This is a genomic window from Enterobacter sp. Taxon_8 (assembly GCF_058354585.1).
This window is the reverse complement of the sequence record NZ_CM177989.1, coordinates 102313-120241: the sequence shown is the minus strand read 5'-3', so window position 1 is coordinate 120241 and position 17929 is coordinate 102313. Positions and strand designations below refer to the sequence as shown.

General features: G+C 53.8%; 20 protein-coding genes. 12 read left to right on the top strand and 8 right to left on the bottom strand.

Features of this window, described 5'->3' with window-relative positions; translation table 11 throughout:
- Nucleotides 1-17 precede the first annotated feature (17 nt).
- Complete coding sequence (locus tag AC4IBF_RS00555) at nucleotides 18-974, bottom strand: polysaccharide deacetylase family protein (protein ID WP_111964303.1); 957 nt, start codon at nucleotides 972-974, stop codon at nucleotides 18-20.
- 150 nt (nucleotides 975-1124) lie between these two features.
- On the opposite strand from AC4IBF_RS00555, the gene rfaQ reads away from it, so the two are divergent.
- The 7 genes from rfaQ (at nucleotide 1125) to coaD (ending at nucleotide 8017) form a co-directional block, all read left to right on the top strand.
- Nucleotides 1125-2195, top strand: a complete 1071-nt coding sequence (rfaQ, locus tag AC4IBF_RS00550; RefSeq protein WP_115876707.1) for a putative lipopolysaccharide heptosyltransferase III — start codon at nucleotides 1125-1127, stop codon at nucleotides 2193-2195.
- The gene (locus tag AC4IBF_RS00545) at nucleotides 2192-3319 is read left to right on the top strand and encodes a glycosyltransferase family 4 protein (RefSeq protein ID WP_111964301.1); all 1128 of its coding nucleotides are present in this window, start codon (nucleotides 2192-2194) and stop codon (nucleotides 3317-3319) included. Before rfaQ ends, AC4IBF_RS00545 begins: the two co-directional genes overlap by 4 nt.
- 2 nt (nucleotides 3320-3321) lie before the next feature.
- Nucleotides 3322-4422, top strand: a complete 1101-nt coding sequence (locus AC4IBF_RS00540; RefSeq protein ID WP_325814404.1) for a glycosyltransferase — start codon at nucleotides 3322-3324, stop codon at nucleotides 4420-4422.
- 11 nt (nucleotides 4423-4433) lie between these two features.
- On the top strand, nucleotides 4434-5423 hold the full coding sequence (locus AC4IBF_RS00535; protein ID WP_032661919.1) for a glycosyltransferase: 990 nt from the start codon (nucleotides 4434-4436) through the stop codon (nucleotides 5421-5423).
- Between the two features lie 66 nt (nucleotides 5424-5489).
- Complete coding sequence (waaA, locus tag AC4IBF_RS00530) at nucleotides 5490-6764, top strand: lipid IV(A) 3-deoxy-D-manno-octulosonic acid transferase (RefSeq protein ID WP_029740803.1); 1275 nt, start codon at nucleotides 5490-5492, stop codon at nucleotides 6762-6764.
- Nucleotides 6764-7534 carry a glycosyltransferase family 2 protein gene (locus tag AC4IBF_RS00525; protein WP_491463103.1) on the top strand — a complete coding sequence of 257 codons (771 nt, stop codon included), beginning with the start codon at nucleotides 6764-6766 and terminating at the stop codon, nucleotides 7532-7534. Before waaA ends, AC4IBF_RS00525 begins: the two co-directional genes overlap by 1 nt.
- Before the next feature lie 3 nt (nucleotides 7535-7537).
- Nucleotides 7538-8017, top strand: a complete 480-nt coding sequence (gene coaD / locus AC4IBF_RS00520; RefSeq protein ID WP_491463102.1) for a pantetheine-phosphate adenylyltransferase — start codon at nucleotides 7538-7540, stop codon at nucleotides 8015-8017.
- Nucleotides 8018-8019: 2 nt separating this feature from the next.
- Here coaD and mutM read toward each other — a convergent pair whose 3' ends face one another.
- The 4 genes from mutM to radC form a co-directional block, all read right to left on the bottom strand.
- Nucleotides 8020-8829: a bifunctional DNA-formamidopyrimidine glycosylase/DNA-(apurinic or apyrimidinic site) lyase gene (gene mutM, locus AC4IBF_RS00515; RefSeq protein ID WP_111964297.1), complete on the bottom strand. Its 810-nt coding sequence runs from the start codon at nucleotides 8827-8829 to the stop codon at nucleotides 8020-8022.
- Nucleotides 8830-8901: 72 nt separating this feature from the next.
- The gene (rpmG, locus tag AC4IBF_RS00510; protein WP_003024094.1) at nucleotides 8902-9069 is read right to left on the bottom strand and encodes a 50S ribosomal protein L33; all 168 of its coding nucleotides are present in this window, start codon (nucleotides 9067-9069) and stop codon (nucleotides 8902-8904) included.
- A 22-nt stretch (nucleotides 9070-9091) separates the two neighbouring features.
- Nucleotides 9092-9328: a 50S ribosomal protein L28 gene (gene rpmB, locus AC4IBF_RS00505; protein ID WP_002436699.1), complete on the bottom strand. Its 237-nt coding sequence runs from the start codon at nucleotides 9326-9328 to the stop codon at nucleotides 9092-9094.
- A 218-nt stretch (nucleotides 9329-9546) separates the two neighbouring features.
- Nucleotides 9547-10215 (bottom strand): RadC family protein, encoded by a 669-nt coding sequence (radC, locus tag AC4IBF_RS00500; protein ID WP_115876713.1) that lies wholly within the window; start codon nucleotides 10213-10215, stop codon nucleotides 9547-9549.
- A gap of 172 nt (nucleotides 10216-10387) precedes the next feature.
- Here radC and coaBC point away from each other — a divergent pair, with 172 nt between their 5' ends.
- From coaBC to slmA, 3 genes are all read left to right on the top strand, one after another.
- Nucleotides 10388-11599, top strand: coding sequence for a bifunctional phosphopantothenoylcysteine decarboxylase/phosphopantothenate--cysteine ligase CoaBC (coaBC, locus tag AC4IBF_RS00495; protein WP_127732708.1), 1212 nt, complete (start codon nucleotides 10388-10390; stop codon nucleotides 11597-11599).
- The gene (gene dut, locus AC4IBF_RS00490; RefSeq protein ID WP_133293509.1) at nucleotides 11577-12035 is read left to right on the top strand and encodes a dUTP diphosphatase; all 459 of its coding nucleotides are present in this window, start codon (nucleotides 11577-11579) and stop codon (nucleotides 12033-12035) included. Before coaBC ends, dut begins: the two co-directional genes overlap by 23 nt.
- A 120-nt stretch (nucleotides 12036-12155) precedes the next feature.
- On the top strand, nucleotides 12156-12752 hold the full coding sequence (slmA, locus tag AC4IBF_RS00485) for a nucleoid occlusion factor SlmA (protein ID WP_133293508.1): 597 nt from the start codon (nucleotides 12156-12158) through the stop codon (nucleotides 12750-12752).
- A 40-nt stretch (nucleotides 12753-12792) separates the two neighbouring features.
- Here slmA and pyrE read toward each other — a convergent pair whose 3' ends face one another.
- Together pyrE and rph are read right to left on the bottom strand one after the other, a co-directional pair.
- Nucleotides 12793-13434: an orotate phosphoribosyltransferase gene (gene pyrE, locus AC4IBF_RS00480; RefSeq protein WP_111964296.1), complete on the bottom strand. Its 642-nt coding sequence runs from the start codon at nucleotides 13432-13434 to the stop codon at nucleotides 12793-12795.
- A gap of 67 nt (nucleotides 13435-13501) precedes the next feature.
- Nucleotides 13502-14218, bottom strand: a complete 717-nt coding sequence (gene rph, locus AC4IBF_RS00475) for a ribonuclease PH (protein WP_048975619.1) — start codon at nucleotides 14216-14218, stop codon at nucleotides 13502-13504.
- A gap of 125 nt (nucleotides 14219-14343) precedes the next feature.
- On the opposite strand from rph, the gene AC4IBF_RS00470 reads away from it, so the two are divergent.
- The gene (locus AC4IBF_RS00470; protein ID WP_090420358.1) at nucleotides 14344-15207 is read left to right on the top strand and encodes a YicC/YloC family endoribonuclease; all 864 of its coding nucleotides are present in this window, start codon (nucleotides 14344-14346) and stop codon (nucleotides 15205-15207) included.
- 205 nt (nucleotides 15208-15412) lie between these two features.
- Entirely contained in the window at nucleotides 15413-16030 is a 618-nt protein-coding gene (locus AC4IBF_RS00465; RefSeq protein ID WP_023334014.1) for a trimeric intracellular cation channel family protein, read from the top strand.
- 2 nt (nucleotides 16031-16032) lie between these two features.
- Here the strand turns inward: AC4IBF_RS00465 and ligB are convergent, their stop codons facing one another.
- The gene (ligB, locus tag AC4IBF_RS00460; RefSeq protein WP_491463101.1) at nucleotides 16033-17703 is read right to left on the bottom strand and encodes an NAD-dependent DNA ligase LigB; all 1671 of its coding nucleotides are present in this window, start codon (nucleotides 17701-17703) and stop codon (nucleotides 16033-16035) included.
- Between the last annotated feature and the right edge of the window lie 226 nt (nucleotides 17704-17929).

Here is a 17929-nt window from a genome sequence, read left to right as displayed (position 1 = left end):
TGCCCGCCTTGCGGGCATTATTTTTTCTTGTATTGATAAAACTCCGCCAGCGTCATCCCTACCGTCTTATCGGATAACCAGCCAAAGAGCGTTTCTAAATCCTGATACAACCCTTCTATCGCTGCCTCATCTTTAAACGTAGGACTTCCGCCTGGCATAAATTCCGACGAATGAAGCATAAACTCCACGTACTCATTTCCCTGCGACAGACATTGCTGTGCGACCTGAATCATTTGCGCCGCATTCCCACCGGACGGTCTTAGCCAGTTGACGGACGGGGAACGGTATTTACCCCGAAGCCGATCGTAACCCTGTTTGATCGTGTTCAACCACGCCGGGTGCTTATACTGAATGCTCATCGGCACTTCAAGTAATGGGCTATTACCTGCCCGGGAAATATTGTCTAAGTCCATGAAATAGGCGTGGTCGGGGAAATGCTGGTAATCCGTTCCGCCATTGCCCTGCGGGGCGCCTTTCGCATTGCGCCAGTTCACGCGTGGCGTCACGGAGCAATCAACCTGGTAACCCAGTTCAACGAGCAATTTTGCATAGCGACTGTCAAATGCCCAACGTCCGGCACGGTGGCTTAACATTTTGGTCTGGAAGGTCTCTTCCAGCAGTCGGGTCATGAACAGCACTTTCTCGCGCATCATCTCATCGGAAAATTCAATCAGATAAGGCTGCCAGCGCCAGTCATCTCCCGTGAGATCGTGTTCCGGCGGGCTATTCCATGCGTGGAGGTGCATTCCCACCTCCCCCTGACCGCGGGCGATCGCGTCCCTTGCGAATTCGATGAAAACGGGCTCGATCGCCATCTCATAATTGGTCAGCCACACGGGCTTAAAGCCGAAACGCTCGCAAAGCGTCTGGAAACGCGCCAGATAGCGCGCATTTTCCGTTTTAATGACGCGGTGATTTTGCCAGAGATTATCGCCCTCAGTATCAATTGTGATGATAAACGCTGGTTTGTTCATAATGAGTCCGCAAGACAGGAAAGTTAGCGCTATGTTACGCACTCTCCAAAGCATGAGTAAACCCTTCCAGGGAAATTACTGAGATTATGGAGAAAGAGTGCAAGTCGCTAACAGGTCTATTAGAATTGCCATCAGTACAACGCCGATAAGATGATGATGAATAACTTACCTGACACACCTGATTTGCGCATTTTACTTATCAAACTCCGCCATCATGGCGACATGTTGCTGACCACTCCCGTCATTGATTCGTTACGTCAAAAATGGCCGCAGGCGCAGATTGATGTCCTGCTGTATGAAGAAACGCGCGATATGCTCGCCGCGCATCCAGCGATCGGTACAATTTATGGAATCGATCGCAAATGGAAACAGCTGGGCACGCTGAAGCATCTTCAAAAAGAGTGGCAGTTGTTGTGTGCGTTAAGAAATCAGCATTATCATCTGGTAATTAACCTTGCCGATCAATGGCGTAGCGCGATCGTTACTCGTTTCACCGGTGCCCCCGTTCGCCTCGGATTTGCGTTTAACAAACGCAATAGTGCGTTCTGGCGTTTTTGTCATACCGATCTGGTCTCTGTCGACGGCCATAAATCCCTGCATACGGTCGAACAGAATCTCTCCATTTTGGCACCATTGCCGATCGCGCCACAGCCTGCCGTAACCATGGCCTACACCGAAGAAGACTGGGATCATGCCCGTCAAAGATTGACGCAGAAAGGTGTGGGCGACAGCTATATCGTGATCCAACCGACGTCCCGCTGGTTCTTTAAATGCTGGAGCGAAGACAAGATGGCGCAAACCATGACTGCTCTGCAGCAGGATGGTCATACGATTGTGCTCACCGCGGGGCCGGATAAAAAAGAGCTGGCGATGATCGATCGCATTCTCGCTGCCGCACCCAAAACCGGCGTGGTTTCGCTGGCAGGCCAGTTGACGCTGCGTCAACTGGCATCGCTTATCGATCATGCCTCTCTGTTTATTGGCGTTGACTCCGTTCCAATGCATATGGCCGCCGCGCTGCAAACGCCCTGCGTGGCATTGTTTGGTCCATCAAAACTGACATTCTGGTCACCGTGGCAGGTTAAAGGGGAAGTGATCTGGGCCGGCGATTACGGCCCGCTGCCCGATCCGGATGCCATTGATACTAAAACGAAAGAACGCTATCTCGATGCCATTCCTGTTGATGCAGTCGTCTCCGCTGCAAGGAGATATCTGTCATGAAAAACCATCGTCTGGCCATTGTTCGCCAAAAATATCGCCCTGATGGCGGGGCAGAGCGCTTCGTTTCGCGAGCTCTCACCGCATTGAGCAATCAGAACCTTGAACTCAACGTCATCACGCGTGAGTGGCAGGGAGAGAAGCAAGACGACTGGCATATCCACATTTGCAACCCTCAAAAATGGGGCCGCATCAGTCGAGAACGCGGGTTTGCACAAGCCGCGCGTGCGCTGTGGCAGCAACAGCAGTTTGATATTGTTCAAAGCCATGAGCGCATCCCGGGTTGTGATATCTATCGCGCGGGTGATGGAGTGCATCGTCGCTGGCTGCTTCAGCGCGCGCGCATTTTACCTGCCTGGCGTGCGCAAATGCTGATGTATGACCGCTATCACCGCTACGTGATGCGCGCGGAACGGGACATGTATCAGGCACCTGAGTTAAAAGCCGTAATTTGTAATGCGGAGATGATCAAACGCGAAATCGTTGAAGACTTTGATATTGACGCAAATAAAATCCATGTGATTTATAATTCTATTGATTCCAGCCGATTCGTTCCGGCCCAGGAGACGCAACGTGCGATTTTGCGCCAACAATTTGGTTTGCCGGTCAATGCGGTGGTGTTCTGTTTTGTAGGATCAGGGTTTGAACGAAAAGGGTTGGCGAGCGCCATACGCGCTATTGCTGGAACATCAGCCTGGCTGATTGTGGTTGGACAAGATAAAGCAGAAAATCGTTATCGCGACCTCGCCCGTTCGTTAGGCTGCGAGGGGCAAATCCGTTTCCTGGGGGTGCAAAAAGAAACTCTGCCTTTTTATCAGCTATCCGATGGTTTACTGTTACCAACGCTGTATGATCCCTTTCCTAACGTTATTCTTGAAGCGATGGCCTGCGGCTTGCCCGTCATTACTTCAGAGAGTTGCGGTGGTGCAGAGTTTATTCAACAAGGCCAGAACGGATTTTATTGTGACGCGCTTGATATCAGTACATTGAAGGAAGCGGTAGCCGCTATCCCTTCACTGGAAAAAAATAACAATATGGGACGAGCAGCACGTGAACGTGTAAAAGACGCCACTCCCGAAAAACTGTCAAGTCAGCTTATTACGCTTTATCAAAAATTACTGGATTAAAAATGCGCATCCTAATGATTATTGATGGTTTACCCGGTGGAGGAGCTGAAAAAACGGTTCTTACACTCTCCCGCGGATTAATAGATATGGGGCATCAGGTCTCTCTATTCTCTCTGCGGAAAGTGTGCGACTACGCCATCCCGGAGGGCATCGATTATCAGGTTGTTCAGGACACATGTAAAAAACCGTGGCGAAAGCTGACGGAAATTCCACGCCGCGCCCAATTGCTGGATCAAGCTATTGAGCAGGCTGAACGCAGCGGCAAATTTGATGTGGTGTTCTCTCATCTGCACAAAACAGACCGGATTGTGGCGCACTGCCGCGCCCTTGAACGTAACAAAGTTTGGTTCTGCGTGCATGGCATGTTCTCGTTCTCCTATCTTCGCCATCGCAGCGGGCTTTCGCGCTGGTTTAAACATCTTAAAATTCGTCATACCTACGAAAACCGCAACGTCGTCGCCGTCTCAGGCGCCGTGTTGAACGATCTTTCCGAGACGCTGGCACTCAATCTTCGACGCAAAGCGGTTATCCATAATCCTTTCGATATTCCTGAAATTCAGCGTCTGGCGGATGCGCCCTTCGAGATGCAGGGAAAGGATTACATCATTCATGTTGGCCGCTTCCATGAGCACAAACGCCACGACCGTCTCTTACGTGCGTTCGCCCTGAGTAAAATTGACACAACGCTGGTCATGATGGGGAATGGATCTGACGCTCAAATTCAAAAACTCAAGCAGCTTGCCCGCGATTTGGGCATTGAAAACAAAACGGTTTTCCGCCCGTTCGAGTCTAATCCCTATCCCTGGATTAAAGGGGCACGCCTTTTAGTGTTAAGTTCTGACTGCGAAGGTTTTGGTAATGTGCTGGTCGAAGCCATTATCTGCCAGACGCCACCGGTCAGTACAAATTGCCCAGGAGGCCCTGCCGAAATTCTTACCGGAGCTTTAGCGCGCGGCCTGGCAGAGTTAAATGACGAGTCACTGGCAAAAACGCTGGCGGATATTTATACCACCCCGCCGGTCGTTGGCGATGCAACCATCGCGTCGTTCGGTATCAATGCCATTTGCCAACAATATATTGCTCTGGTCGACAATCAAAAATAATCAGGTTTCTTATGCAAAATTCAGCCCCATTGTTAAGCGTGGTGGTTGCCGTTTATAACGGTGAAGCTTTCCTGGATCAGTTCTTTACCTGCCTTGTCAATCAACGCATCGACAGCATGGAAGTTATCATTGTCAATGATGGCTCTACTGACCGCTCGATGGAGATCGTCGAGAAATGGCGAGAAAAACTGCCGCAGATGCAGGTCATAGAACAGCAAAACCAGGGTGTATCCATCGCGCGTAATACCGGTCTGGCCGTTGCGACGGGTCAATATCTCTCTTTCCCGGATATTGATGATGTCTTTAAACCAGGCATGTACCAGCGCCTGCTGGATATGGCCGTCACGCAGGATCTGGATGTCGCCACCTGTAACGGGAACTACGTCTGGGAGAATAACAAGAAGCCCTCGCGCCCGATTTTTCCTGAAGACAAACTGGCTTCGACAGGGGTCATGGCTGGCCCTGCGTGGTTAAAAATGGCGTTGGATTCTCGCAAATTCCTTCACGTCACCTGGCTGAACATCTATCGCCACGACTTTATCCGTAAACACAGCTTCCATTTTGAACCCGGCCTGCGCCATCAGGATATTCCGTGGACCACCGAAGTGCTGCTCGCGGCAGAGCGGGTTCAGTACACCAGTGAACGTTATTACGACTACTACATTCACTCTGCATCGGTGTCCCATATGCCGGACAATGACGACACGCTGATTCGTTCCGCGCGTCACTACATGAAAATCCTGCAGATGCTCGACGCCATTAATCAGCGTTACCCGGATAAGGTAAAAGGGATCCCTGCCTGCCACTGGCAAATTGCCAAAGAGGGGCTGGGAATTATTCACACCTTCGACAACATGAAGGATGAGAAGAAGAAATCAATGATTATTAAAGAGTTCTTCGAAACAGGCATCTGGAAACTCATCTGGAAAAGTGCAAAAAGTCCGCGTCTGCGCTGGCGGCTGGGTAGACGTTATTTCCGTTTGAAACGGTATCTGGCATAAGAGATAGCTTTACCTGGCCTAAATGCTTAGAATTTGCCCGCCGAAACTAAAAAAACGGATAATCGCTTGGAATTGTTGTATACCGCTCTGCTCTACATCATTCAGCCACTGGTGTGGCTGAGACTGTTGCTTCGTAGCCGGAAAGCGCCTGCGTATCGCAAACGCTGGGCTGAACGCTATGGCTTCTGCCGCAATAAAGTCGTACCGGACGGTATTTTGCTGCATTCCGTTTCTGTTGGTGAAACGCTGGCGGCGATCCCGCTGGTTCGCGCCCTGCGTCACCGCTACCCTTCACTGCCAATCACCGTCACGACGATGACGCCAACCGGCTCGGAGCGCGCGTTATCCGCTTTCGGTAAAGACGTGCAGCACGTCTATCTGCCTTACGATCTGCCCTGCGCCATGAATCGTTTCCTCAACACCGTGCGCCCGAAGCTGGTGATCGTGATGGAAACCGAACTGTGGCCGAACATGATTTCCGCCCTGCATGCCCGTAAAATCCCGCTGGTCATTGCCAACGCGCGCCTCTCAGAGCGCTCGGCGAAAGGTTACGGCAAGCTGGGTAAATTTATGCGCCGCCTGCTCAGTAAGATCACGCTGATTGCCGCGCAGAATGAAGAAGATGCAGCACGCTTTATCTCTTTGGGCCTGAAACGCAATCAGCTTGCGGTAACGGGAAGCCTGAAATTTGATATTTCTGTAACCCCTGAACTCGCCGCTCGCGCCATCACGCTGCGTCGCCAGTGGGCTCCACGTCGTCAGGTCTGGATTGCAACCAGTACCCATGATGGCGAAGAAGAGATCATCCTGCAGGCTCACCGCAAGCTGCTGGAAAAATTCCCTGATTTACTGCTGATCCTCGTGCCTCGCCATCCGGAGCGTTTTAAAGATGCCCGTGAAATGGTCCAGAAAGGCGGCTTCAGCTTCACGCTGCGCAGCAGCGGTGAAATCCCTTCCGGCAGCACCCAGGTGGTGATTGGCGATACGATGGGCGAGCTGATGCTGCTGTACGGCATTGCTGACCTCGCGTTTGTCGGTGGTAGCCTGGTCGAGCGCGGCGGTCATAACCCGCTGGAGCCGGCAGCCCACGCCATTCCGGTGCTGATGGGACCGCACACGTTTAACTTCAAAGACATCTGCGCGAAATTACAGCAGGCCGATGGTTTAATTACCGTGACCGATGCGGATTCGGTGGTCAAAGAGGTATCGACCCTTCTGACTGACGAAGATTATCGCCTGTGGTACGGCCGCCATGCCGTCGAAGTGCTGCACCAGAACCAGGGCGCACTGACCCGTCTGCTGCAGCTTCTGCAACCTTATCTGCCTCAGCGGAGCCACTAATGTCAACGCGTCTGTCGGTCGTGATGATCACCAAAAACGCCGCCGACCTGCTTCCGGACTGCCTGGCGTCGGTTGCCTGGGCTGACGAGATTGTCGTGCTCGACTCCGGAAGTACGGATGATACGGTAGATGTTGCCCGGGCTGCGGGCGCAAAAGTCTTTACCGATACGGACTGGCAAGGCTATGGCATCCAGCGCCAGCGCGCGCAGGGGTATGCCACCGGTGATTATGTATTGATGCTCGACACTGACGAGCGCATCACGTCGGAGCTTCAGCAGGCCATTCAGGCGGTGCTTTCTTCGCCCCAGCCTGGCGCCGTATACAGCATTGCCCGCCGCAACTACTTCCTTGGTCGTTTTATGCGCCACAGCGGCTGGTATCCCGATCGCGTCATGCGCCTCTACGAGCGCGAGCGATATCAGTACAATGACAATCTGGTTCATGAATCCCTGAGCTGCGATAGCGCCCAGGTCATCCCCCTGAGGGGCGATTTGCTGCATCTGACCTGCCGTGATTTCGCGAGCTTCCAGCGTAAACAGCTCAACTATGCCACCGCATGGGCGCAGGAGCGTCACCAGCGCGGCAAGAAAGCCTCGCTGACGGGTATCTTCACCCATACGCTGGGCGCGTTTCTGAAAACGCTGCTGCTGCGTGGTGGCGTGCTGGACGGTAAGCAAGGCTGGTTACTCGCGGTAGTAAATGCCCAGTATACTTTCAACAAATACACCGAGCTGTGGGCGCTCTGCCGCGGCTACTCAGAGAAAACGTGAGCCATGAGCACAAAAGCGATTTATCCGGGTACCTTCGATCCGATCACCAACGGTCATCTTGATATCATCACCCGTGCGGCGAGCATGTTCGATAAGGTGATCCTGGCCATTGCCGCCAGCCCCAGCAAAAAGCCGATGTTTGATCTCAACGAGCGCGTGCAGCTCGCCACCGATGCCATTTCGCACCTACCGAATGTTGAGGTGGTCGGGTTTAGCGATCTGATGGCTAACTTCGCCCGCGCTCAGCAGGCCAATATTCTGATCCGCGGCTTACGCGCGGTGGCAGACTTCGAGTATGAGATGCAGCTGGCGCACATGAACAGCCACCTGATGCCGGAGCTGGAAAGCGTGTTCCTGATGCCCTCCAAAGAGTGGTCGTTTATCTCGTCCACGCTGGTAAAAGAGGTGGCTCGCCATCATGGGGACGTTACCCATTTCCTGCCGGTTAACGTCCACCAGGCGTTGATGGAAAAGCTCAAGTAGCCCTATTTCTGGCACTGACGGCAGTAGAACGTGGCGCGCTGGGCGTGCTTCGTGGCAATCACTGGCGTGCCGCAGACTCTGCACGGTTCGCCTTTACGGCCATAGACCTGCAGCTCCTGGGCAAAATAGCCCGGCTTGCCGTCACTTTGCAGGAAGTCCTTCAGCGTTGTTCCCCCCTGTTCAATCGAGCGCAGCAATACGGCTTTAATCACCCGGACCAGTAGCTCGCACTCCTCCGCAGACAGCGAAGAGGCCAGCCGATCGGGATGGATCCCGGCGGCAAATAGCGATTCGCTGGCATAGATATTCCCCACGCCGACCACCAGCTTGTTATCCATCAGCCACGGCTTAATCGGGCTTTTCTTTTTCGCGCACTTCGCTTTCAGGTATTCCGCGTTAAACGCGTCTGAGAGCGGCTCAGGGCCCAGATGCGCGAGCACGTTATGCCCTTCCAGCTCTTTCGTCCACAGCCACGCGCCAAAGCGCCGTGGGTCGGTATAACGGAGCACTTTGCCGTTGCTCATCACCAGATCGACGTGGTCGTGCTTTTCCGCAGGCAGTTCTTCGGTAAGAATGCGCAGGCTTCCGGACATCCCCAGGTGGATAATGATCCAGCCGTCGGGCAGCTCCAGCAGCAGGTATTTCGCGCGACGCTGTACGCTCAGGACGGGTTTGTCACTTAACGCGTGGATCTCATCGGACACCGGCCAGCGCAGACGTCCATTGCGGATCACCGCGTGAAGAATCGTCGCGCCGACCAGATGGGGCTCAATACCGCGGCGGCTGGTTTCTACCTCAGGTAATTCAGGCATGGTTCCTCCGTTGAGATACAGAATGCAAAAAACCCCGCAGTTGCGGGGTTTTTCGTTACAAGGAGACTAAAATTATTTGATTTTAGCTTCTTTGTACAGTACGTGCTGGCGTACAACTGGATCGAATTTTTTCAATTCCAGTTTTTCCGGCTTAGTACGTTTGTTCTTCGTGGTGGTGTAGAAGTGACCTGTACCAGCAGAAGAAACCAGCTTGATTTTCTCGCGAATACCTTTAGCCATGATTTATTTCCTCTTTAAGTACTTAGTACTTTTCGCCACGGGCACGCAGTTCGGACAGAACTGTATCGATGCCTTTCTTATCGATTACACGCATACCTTTAGCAGATACGCGCAGGGTGACAAAACGCTTCTCGCTCTCAACCCAGAAACGGTGAGAGTGCAGGTTCGGCAGGAAACGGCGTTTAGTCGCGTTCAGTGCGTGGGAACGGTTGTTACCGGTCACCGGACGCTTGCCAGTAACTTGGCAGACTCGGGACATGTCTATTCTCCAAAAATCAAATTAGCTCGAGCTTCGTATGGGGTATCGGCGCCTCGTCAGGCTTTACAGCCCGGTCATCGCATAGTTCTAAGTGAACTCTCGATTGCCAGGCCCAAATGCCAAACCCGAGATTCTCAAAGGTGGCGTAGTATACGCTGACTCGGCGGTGTGCTCAAGTCCCGAACAGACAAAGATCCCGATGGATCGCGAGAAATAGCCTAAATCCAGCCACGTTCTGCGAAAGAAATGTACTCACCGCGGCCAATTATCAGATGGTCCAGCACACGAATGTCCATGAATTGACAGCATTTGATAATGCGTTCGGTGATTTCTTTGTCAGCTCTGCTCGGTTCTGCACAGCCAGAGGGGTGATTATGCGCGAGGATCACGCCCGCTGCATTCACTTTTATCGCTTCCCGCACAATTTCACGCGGATGCACCTCAACGTGGCTCAATGTACCCGCAAAGAGACAGCTATGTTTAAGCACTCGATTTCTGTTATCGACAAAGATCACCATAAAGATCTCGCGTTCAATATCGGTTAACTGACTTTGCAGGAATTCACGCGTCATTTCTGGCGTCAGGATCGGATCTTCCTTCTCCATGCGGACATTATAAAAACGGCGGGCAAGTTCAGCTATGCCCCTCAGCTGGGCATATTTCGCCACGCCAATTCCCTCAACGTGCTTAAACTGCGCCAGATCGGCGGTCAATAAACCGTACAGCGAACCGAAATGTGCTATCAGCTCTTTAGCCAGCGTAAATACCGTTTTTCCGGGCGTTCCGGTACGTAAAAAGAGCGCCAGCAGTTCATCGTCTTTTAACAGGGTGACGCCATAGCGCAGCAGTTTTTCGCGCGGTAGCAGCTCCTCGTCCTCTTCTTCCATGCTCTTTCTCCATTTTTTAACCTCATGCTGCCACAGGCCAATCCGTCGCTCGACGACCACATTGCGTTCTTGCGTGGCGCCTCGCAAAGTGGCCGAAGGACAAAATCACCCCGCTTTGGGGATTGTGATAAAATGCCTGCTCTCTGGTGAAACCCAACAGGAAAGAATCATGATGAGCCTGGCCGGTAAAAAAATCGTTCTTGGCGTGAGCGGCGGCATTGCTGCTTATAAAGCGCCGGACCTCGTGCGTCGCCTGCGCGAGCGAGGGGCTGATGTGCGGGTCGCGATAACCGAAGGCGGTAAAGCCTTTATCACTCCCCTGAGCCTGCAGGCCGTTTCAGGATACCCGGTTTCTGACAGCCTGCTCGATCCGGCCGCCGAAGCCGCGATGGGCCATATTGAACTGGGTAAATGGGCAGACCTGGTTATCCTCGCCCCCGCCACGGCCGATTTAATCGCTCGGGTGGCGGCCGGTATGGCAAACGACCTGGTTTCCACCATTTGTCTGGCCACGCCTGCGCCTGTTGCCGTCGTTCCTGCTATGAACCAGCAGATGTACCGTAATGCGGCCACCCAGCACAATCTTGAGACGCTGGCCTCACGCGGACTGCTTATCTGGGGACCGGACAGCGGCAGCCAGGCCTGCGGCGACGTTGGCCCGGGTCGCATGCTTGATCCGCTGACGATTGTTGATATGGCCGCCGCCCATTTTTCGCCTGTCAACGATCTGCAACATCTCAACATCATGATTACCGCGGGCCCTACGCGCGAGCCGCTGGACCCGGTGCGCTATATCACCAATCACAGCTCCGGTAAGATGGGTTTTGCCATTGCCGCCGCAGCGGCGAAGCGCGGCGCGAACGTCACGCTGGTGAGCGGCCCGGTATCGCTGCCTACCCCTGCGTTTGTGAAGCGAATTGACGTTACCACCGCGCTGGAGATGGAAGCCGCCGTGCAGGCTCATGCTCAAAGCCAGCAGATTTTTATCGGCTGTGCAGCCGTTGCAGACTATCGTGCCGAGACGATCGCCGAGGCTAAAATTAAAAAGCAAGGCGATGAATTAACAATAAAAATGGTGAAAAACCCGGACATTGTTGCCGGTGTCGCCGCACTAAAAAGCCATCGTCCATACGTTGTTGGGTTTGCCGCAGAAACGAATAATGTGGAAGAATATGCCCGGCAAAAACGTACCCGCAAAAACCTCGATTTGATTTGCGCGAACGACGTATCGCTGGCCACACAGGGATTTAACAGCGACAGCAACGCACTGCACCTTTTCTGGCAGGATGGAGATAAAGTCTTACCGCTTGAGCGCAAGGAACTCCTGGGCCAACAATTACTGGACGAGATCGTTACCCGTTATGATGAAAAAAATCGACGTTAAGATTCTGGACCCGCGTGTTGGCGAGCTATTCCCGCTGCCAACCTATGCCACCTCCGGCTCTGCCGGTCTTGACCTGCGCGCCTGTCTCGATGACGCCGTAGAACTGGCTCCGGGTGCCACTACCCTGGTTCCAACTGGCCTGGCGATTCACATTGCTGACCCGTCTCTGGCAGCGGTGATCCTGCCGCGTTCTGGTCTGGGCCATAAGCACGGCGTTGTGCTGGGTAACCTGGTGGGTCTGATTGACTCCGACTATCAGGGTCAACTGATGGTCTCCGTCTGGAACCGTGGTCAGGACAGCTTCACCATTGAACCAGGCGAGCGTATCGCACAGATGGTCTTTGTACCGGTGGTACAGGCAGAATTTAACCTGGTGGCAGACTTTGACGCCACCGACCGTGGCGAAGGCGGCTTCGGCCATTCCGGGCGCAAATAACGGCCCGAAAGACACGTATCTCACAGCGTCATAATGCAATAACAAACCGCAAACGCCAGTTTGCGGTCGCTGTGTGGATGCCAGCCTGGCAAGTGCTTATTTTCAGGGGTATTTTGTAACATGGCAGAAAAACAAACCGCGAAAAGGAATCGTCGCGAAGAAATACTTCAATCTCTGGCTCTGATGCTTGAATCCAGCGATGGCAGTCAACGCATCACCACCGCTAAACTGGCCGCCTCTGTGGGCGTGTCTGAGGCGGCGCTGTACCGTCATTTTCCGAGCAAAACCCGGATGTTCGACAGCCTGATCGAATTCATTGAAGACAGCCTGATCACGCGCATCAACCTGATTCTGAAAGATGAAAAAGACACGACCGCGCGTCTGCGTCTGATTGTGCTGTTAATCCTGGGCTTCGGTGAACGCAATCCGGGCTTAACCCGTATCCTCACCGGCCACGCGCTGATGTTTGAACAGGACAGACTGCAGGGCCGCATTAACCAGCTTTTCGAGCGAATTGAAGCGCAGCTGCGCCAGGTACTGCGCGAAAAGAAAATGCGTGAGGGCGAAGGTTACAGCATTGATGAAACGCTGCTGGCGAGCCAGATTCTGGCGTTTTGTGAAGGCATGCTCTCCCGCTTTGTGCGTAGCGAATTCAAATACCGTCCAACGGACGATTTTGAAGCCCGCTGGCCGTTAGTGGCTGCTCAGCTGCAGTAATCCGTAAGCCCGGTAAGCGTCGCGCCACCGGGCAATTTAACTACACCCCGAACTCTTCCCGGTACGCACGTACCGCCGCCAGATGGTCCGCCATCTCAGGCTTCTCTTCCAGATACGCAATCAGCTCTTTCAGGGTGATAATCGACGTCACTTTACAGCTGTAATCGCGCTCAACTTCCTGAATAGCGGAAATTTCACCGCGACCACGCTCCTGACGATCCAGAGAAATTAGCACGCCAGCAAGCGTCGCACCGTTGGCCTGGATAATCTCCATCGATTCGCGGATCGCCGTACCCGCGGTGATCACGTCATCGACCAGCATGACGCGGCCCTGCAGTGTGCTGCCGACCAGATTTCCGCCTTCACCGTGGGTTTTAGCCTCTTTGCGGTTAAAGCAGTACGGCACGTCGCGGTCATGGTGTTCCGCCAGCGCCACCGCGGTGGTGGTCGCAATCGGAATGCCTTTATAGGCCGGGCCAAAAAGCAGGTCAAAATCAATCCCGGAATCCACCAGCGCTTCGGCATAGAAACGGCCTAACAGTGCCAGATCGCGCCCGGTATTAAACAGCCCGGCGTTGAAGAAATAGGGACTCTTACGCCCGGATTTCAGCGTAAACTCGCCAAACTTAAGTACCTGCTTGTTAAGCGCAAACTCAATAAACTGGCGCTGATACGATTTCATGGATTTGCTCCTTTGGTTTTTCTGTCTTACAGGCAAAAAAAAGGCGACTCATTGGTCGCCTTTTAAATCAATTTTCTAACGCCGCTTTCTGCGTCGTTACAATGGATTCGATTCCCCCTCGGGCCAACGCCAGCAGGGAGAGAAGCTCGTCGTGGGTGAACGGCTCGCCTTCCGCCGTGCCCTGTACTTCAATGATGCGACCGTCTTCGGTCATCACCACGTTCATGTCGGTCTCGGCGGCAGAATCTTCAACGTATTCCAGATCGCAAAGCGCTTCACCGTTAACGATACCCACGGACACCGCCGCAACCATACCTTTCATTGGGTTGGTTTTCAGCTTACCGGCCGCAACCAGCTTGTTGAGGGCATCCGCCAGCGCCACGCATGCGCCAGTAATGGACGCCGTACGCGTACCACCGTCTGCCTGAATAACGTCGCAGTCCAGCGTAATGGTGAATTCGCCGAGGATTTTCAGATCAACGGCTGCACGCAGCGCACGCGCGATCAGACGCTGAATTTCCATGGTACGACCGCCCTGCTTGCCCTTTGCCGCTTCGCGGGCGTTTCGGGTATGGGTCGCACGCGGCAGCATGCCGTACTCTGCGGTGATCCAGCCCTGGCCCTGACCTTTCAGGAAACGCGGAACGCCTTCTTCAATGGACGCGGTGCAGAGAACCTTCGTGTCACCAAACTCAACCAGCACGGAGCCTTCAGCGTGTTTTGTATAGTTACGGGTCAGGGTGACGGGACGCACCTGATTGGCGCTACGACCTGATGGACGCATGATGGATTCTCCGGCTTGAAACGAATGTGGCTGCGCATTATACGGATAAAGGACGCTTATTCCTATCCTGAGAAGCCCCCGAAAGCTATAATCCCCCCATCTCTCCTTTAAAAACGGGAATGTCTATGATCCGCAGTATGACCGCCTACGCCCGGCGTGAAATCAAGGGTAGCTGGGGTAGCGCCACATGGGAAATGCGCTCGGTAAACCAGCGTTACCTGGAAACGTATTTCCGTATGCCGGAGCAGTTCCGCAGCCTTGAGCCTGTCGTACGTGAACGTATCCGTACGCGTCTGACGCGCGGGAAAGTGGAATGTAACCTGCGCTTTGAGCCTGATGCCAGCGCTCAGGGCGAACTGATCCTCAACGAAAAACTGGCGAAACAGCTCGTGAATGCGGCGAACTGGGTCAAAATGCAGAGCGATGAAGGCGAAATCAACCCGGTTGATATTCTGCGCTGGCCTGGCGTCATGGCCGCCGGTGAACAGGACCTGGATGCCATTGCCGCTGAAATCCTGGCAGCCCTCGACGGCACGCTGGACGACTTTATCGTTGCCCGTGAAACCGAAGGCCAGGCGCTGAAAGCGATGATTGAGCAGCGCCTTGAAGGCGTGAGCACCGAAGTAGCCAAAGTCCGCGCCCATATGCCAGAAGTGCTGCAATGGCAGCGCGAGCGTCTTGTCGCCAAACTGGAAGAAGCGGAAGTTCAGCTGGAAAACACCCGTCTGGAACAAGAGCTGGTGCTGATGGCGCAGCGTATCGATGTCGCTGAAGAGCTGGACCGTCTGGAAGCGCACGTTAAAGAAACCTACAACATTCTGAAGAAGAAAGAAGCTGTGGGCCGCCGTCTGGACTTTATGATGCAGGAGTTCAACCGCGAGTCGAACACCCTGGCGTCTAAGTCAATCAATGCAGAAGTGACGAATTCAGCGATTGAGCTGAAAGTGCTGATTGAGCAGATGCGCGAGCAGATCCAGAATATCGAGTAATGGATTTCGGGTGGTGTCGATGGTGCCACCCATTACTATTTCTAATCCATCTCAGCGCCTATTTTTGTTTTTTACCGCTGCTCATCAAGCCCATTCAACCTATCCTGATAAAAATTTATAGGGCAAACCAGCTCGCCTTAGAAAATCTCAATCGTGATCTTGCGCACAAATCGCTAACCTCCCACGCGTTCACACCGGAGGGTATATGCTGCTTCACATCCTTTATCTCATTGGCATCACCGCAGAAGCCATGACCGGCGCACTTGCCGCCGGACGTCGCCGTATGGACACCTTCGGCGTAATCATTATTGCTACAGCGACCGCACTGGGCGGCGGTTCCGTCCGCGATATTCTGCTTGGCCATTACCCGCTCGGCTGGGTTAAACACCCAGAGTACGTGATTATCGTGGCAACGGCCGCCGTGTTAACCACCATCGTGGCGCCCGTTATGCCCCATCTTCGCCGCCTGTTCCTGGTGCTTGATGCGCTGGGGCTGATCGTTTTTTCGATCATCGGTGCGCAAATCGCGCTCGATATGGGGGAAGGCCCGGTAATCGCCACCATTGCTGCCGTGGTCACGGGCGTATTCGGCGGCGTGCTGCGAGATATGTTCTGCAAACGCATCCCCCTGGTCTTTCAAAAAGAGCTGTATGCTGGCATTTCCTTTGCGGCAGCGGTGCTTTATATCGCTCTGCAGCATTATGTTTCTAACCATGACGTGGTGGTCATCTCGACGCTGCTATTTGGCTTTACGGCCCGCATGCTGGCGCTGCGTCTGAAGCTCGGGCTGCCCGTTTTTCATTACAAACACAGCGCACACTAGCTTCAGAACCCATTGATGTGCTGTTCAGCGAGCCATTTCGCCAGCACATCAATTTGAGGCGCGTGCAGCCAGTTAATGATTTGTCGCGCTTTCTCCTCTCCCGTTCCCGGCAGGGTCTGCCAGTCCTTTGCGTTGCGCCCGCTCATCTTCTTCCACGATATGTCTCCCATTGCCTTCAGCGAAGACTGCGACATTGGCACACCCAATGCCATGAGCCAGCGGATAAAAGGCTTCTCGCGCACCAGATTAAATCGGTGCCAGAGCGCCAGCCCGCGCGCAGAGGAAAATCCCGGTACAGCCTGCAGCTGCGCCTGCGTTAATAACAGCCACGAAAAGAGATGTTCAAAATGATGCGCCTGCCAGAGGGTTCGCCAGCCTGACTCGCCTAATCCATCAATATCAAGTACCTGCTTTGAACTAAGCCAGGTCAGTCGGGCAAAGAACTGTTCCATACACTCCGGTGAAGCATAGAAACAGCTAAGAGAATGATAACGTGGGGCCGGAGGCTCTGGTTTATGTCTGTCACTCCCGCGCCAGAGCACCTTATCAAACCGGGGGATACCTTGCCCGGCCAGGCTGATCTGGATCTGATCCCCCGGGGCAATATCCAGCCCCTGCCAGCGCTCAACCGAGCCCAGACTCACCCGCTGCACCTGTTTATCATCCAGTTGCACGGGTTCCAGCGCTGCTACAACGGAAATTTTGCCCGTTCGTCCCACGGAAAAATGAATATCACTCACCTCGGCGACCTGGGCTGCAGGAGGATATTTCCACGCGACGACCCAGCTGCCTTCTCCCGGTAACCAATCTTCGCCCGCGGGTTCATTCTCCGAACGCACCACAATGCCATCCGTGGCAAAGGGTAATGCGGTTACGTGCCAGGCCGCGCGCTGTTTCTCGACGGCATCAACAGAATCGGCGGGTAACGTATACCGTGCCGACAGCGTAAAACCAGCCTGAGACAGTTCAGCTAGAGATGTATGCATCTCTTTCGGTCCGTCCGGCCAGGCCCAGATGAATACGCCGAGCTTATTCGATAGCGCGTTATCCTTTTGCCGCATCATCGCACCCGCAACTTTTGCGCGAGCATTCATCCCGCCCATCTGCCGCTGAACGTGATTGTCGCTTAACCAGAAAAGCTCGCCCTGTAAGACGCTATTTGCCAACTTGCCGGTGAGCTTTTGCGGAACAGACGGGATTAAACGTACCTTATCGGTCCAGTCTTCTCCTTTCAGGCCATCACCTCGACTGATGGCCTGGGTCAACTTTCCGTCACGATAGACCAGCGTTACCGCCACACCGTCAACTTTGGGCTGCATCCACAGATGTTGCCGCGCACGCATCCATTGTTTCAGCTCCTCTTTGCTGGCCACCTTATGTACGCCCGTATGGGCGACAGGATGTTTTACGCTCCCCGTCAGATTAGGGAGTTTCTCTTCTGAAGGCTCGCTGCCGAAACAGTGCTGCCACTTCGTTAATCGCCCGTGAAGCTGGTCGTAAACTTCGTCGTTGACCTCGCTCACACCCTCCTTCCAGTAAGCGTTACCCCAGCGTTTGATTTGCGCGTTTAACGACGCCATCTCTTTCTCTGCTTTTGCCTGCGACCACACTGGGCAAACCGCCGCGCCATAGCCACACCACAACAACATTACCCCGCTTATCCATCGCCACATCGCTACCCCTCCTTTGCATTGCAGGAGGTATACCCTGGTGCCTGAAGCAACGCTAACGGCAACGTTTCACAATGCGAGACGCTATCCGGTATTTCTTTTGGTGGCTGAAAACCCCAGATAAAACCTGAAAACGGCACGCAAAATTCAATAATCCAGGGGAAAAAGTGTGACAAAGGCTACGTCACACGGCGGTGACGTGTATAATAAGCCCGTATGTAGGACTTCT

Excerpts from the sequence above, each read along its gene's own strand:
- AC4IBF_RS00535 (WP_032661919.1), top strand. The coding sequence starts at position 4,434 with ATGCAAAATTCAGCCCCATTGTTAAGCGTGGTGGTTGCCGTTTATAAC.
- rpmB (WP_002436699.1), bottom strand. The coding sequence starts at position 9,328 with ATGTCCCGAGTCTGCCAAGTTACTGGCAAGCGTCCGGTGACCGGTAAC.
- radC (WP_115876713.1), bottom strand. The coding sequence starts at position 10,215 with ATGGAAGAAGAGGACGAGGAGCTGCTACCGCGCGAAAAACTGCTGCGC.
- AC4IBF_RS00525 (WP_491463103.1), top strand. The coding sequence starts at position 6,764 with ATGTCAACGCGTCTGTCGGTCGTGATGATCACCAAAAACGCCGCCGAC.
- pyrE (WP_111964296.1), bottom strand. The coding sequence starts at position 13,434 with ATGAAATCGTATCAGCGCCAGTTTATTGAGTTTGCGCTTAACAAGCAG.
- coaBC (WP_127732708.1), top strand. The coding sequence starts at position 10,388 with ATGAGCCTGGCCGGTAAAAAAATCGTTCTTGGCGTGAGCGGCGGCATT.
- AC4IBF_RS00465 (WP_023334014.1), top strand. The coding sequence starts at position 15,413 with ATGCTGCTTCACATCCTTTATCTCATTGGCATCACCGCAGAAGCCATG.
- ligB (WP_491463101.1), bottom strand. The coding sequence starts at position 17,703 with ATGTGGCGATGGATAAGCGGGGTAATGTTGTTGTGGTGTGGCTATGGC.
- AC4IBF_RS00545 (WP_111964301.1), top strand. The coding sequence starts at position 2,192 with ATGAAAAACCATCGTCTGGCCATTGTTCGCCAAAAATATCGCCCTGAT.
- AC4IBF_RS00555 (WP_111964303.1), bottom strand. The coding sequence starts at position 974 with ATGAACAAACCAGCGTTTATCATCACAATTGATACTGAGGGCGATAAT.
- mutM (WP_111964297.1), bottom strand. The coding sequence starts at position 8,829 with ATGCCTGAATTACCTGAGGTAGAAACCAGCCGCCGCGGTATTGAGCCC.
- slmA (WP_133293508.1), top strand. The coding sequence starts at position 12,156 with ATGGCAGAAAAACAAACCGCGAAAAGGAATCGTCGCGAAGAAATACTT.
- rfaQ (WP_115876707.1), top strand. The coding sequence starts at position 1,125 with ATGATGATGAATAACTTACCTGACACACCTGATTTGCGCATTTTACTT.
- rpmG (WP_003024094.1), bottom strand. The coding sequence starts at position 9,069 with ATGGCTAAAGGTATTCGCGAGAAAATCAAGCTGGTTTCTTCTGCTGGT.
- rph (WP_048975619.1), bottom strand. The coding sequence starts at position 14,218 with ATGCGTCCATCAGGTCGTAGCGCCAATCAGGTGCGTCCCGTCACCCTG.
- AC4IBF_RS00470 (WP_090420358.1), top strand. The coding sequence starts at position 14,344 with ATGATCCGCAGTATGACCGCCTACGCCCGGCGTGAAATCAAGGGTAGC.
- dut (WP_133293509.1), top strand. The coding sequence starts at position 11,577 with ATGATGAAAAAAATCGACGTTAAGATTCTGGACCCGCGTGTTGGCGAG.
- coaD (WP_491463102.1), top strand. The coding sequence starts at position 7,538 with ATGAGCACAAAAGCGATTTATCCGGGTACCTTCGATCCGATCACCAAC.
- AC4IBF_RS00540 (WP_325814404.1), top strand. The coding sequence starts at position 3,322 with ATGCGCATCCTAATGATTATTGATGGTTTACCCGGTGGAGGAGCTGAA.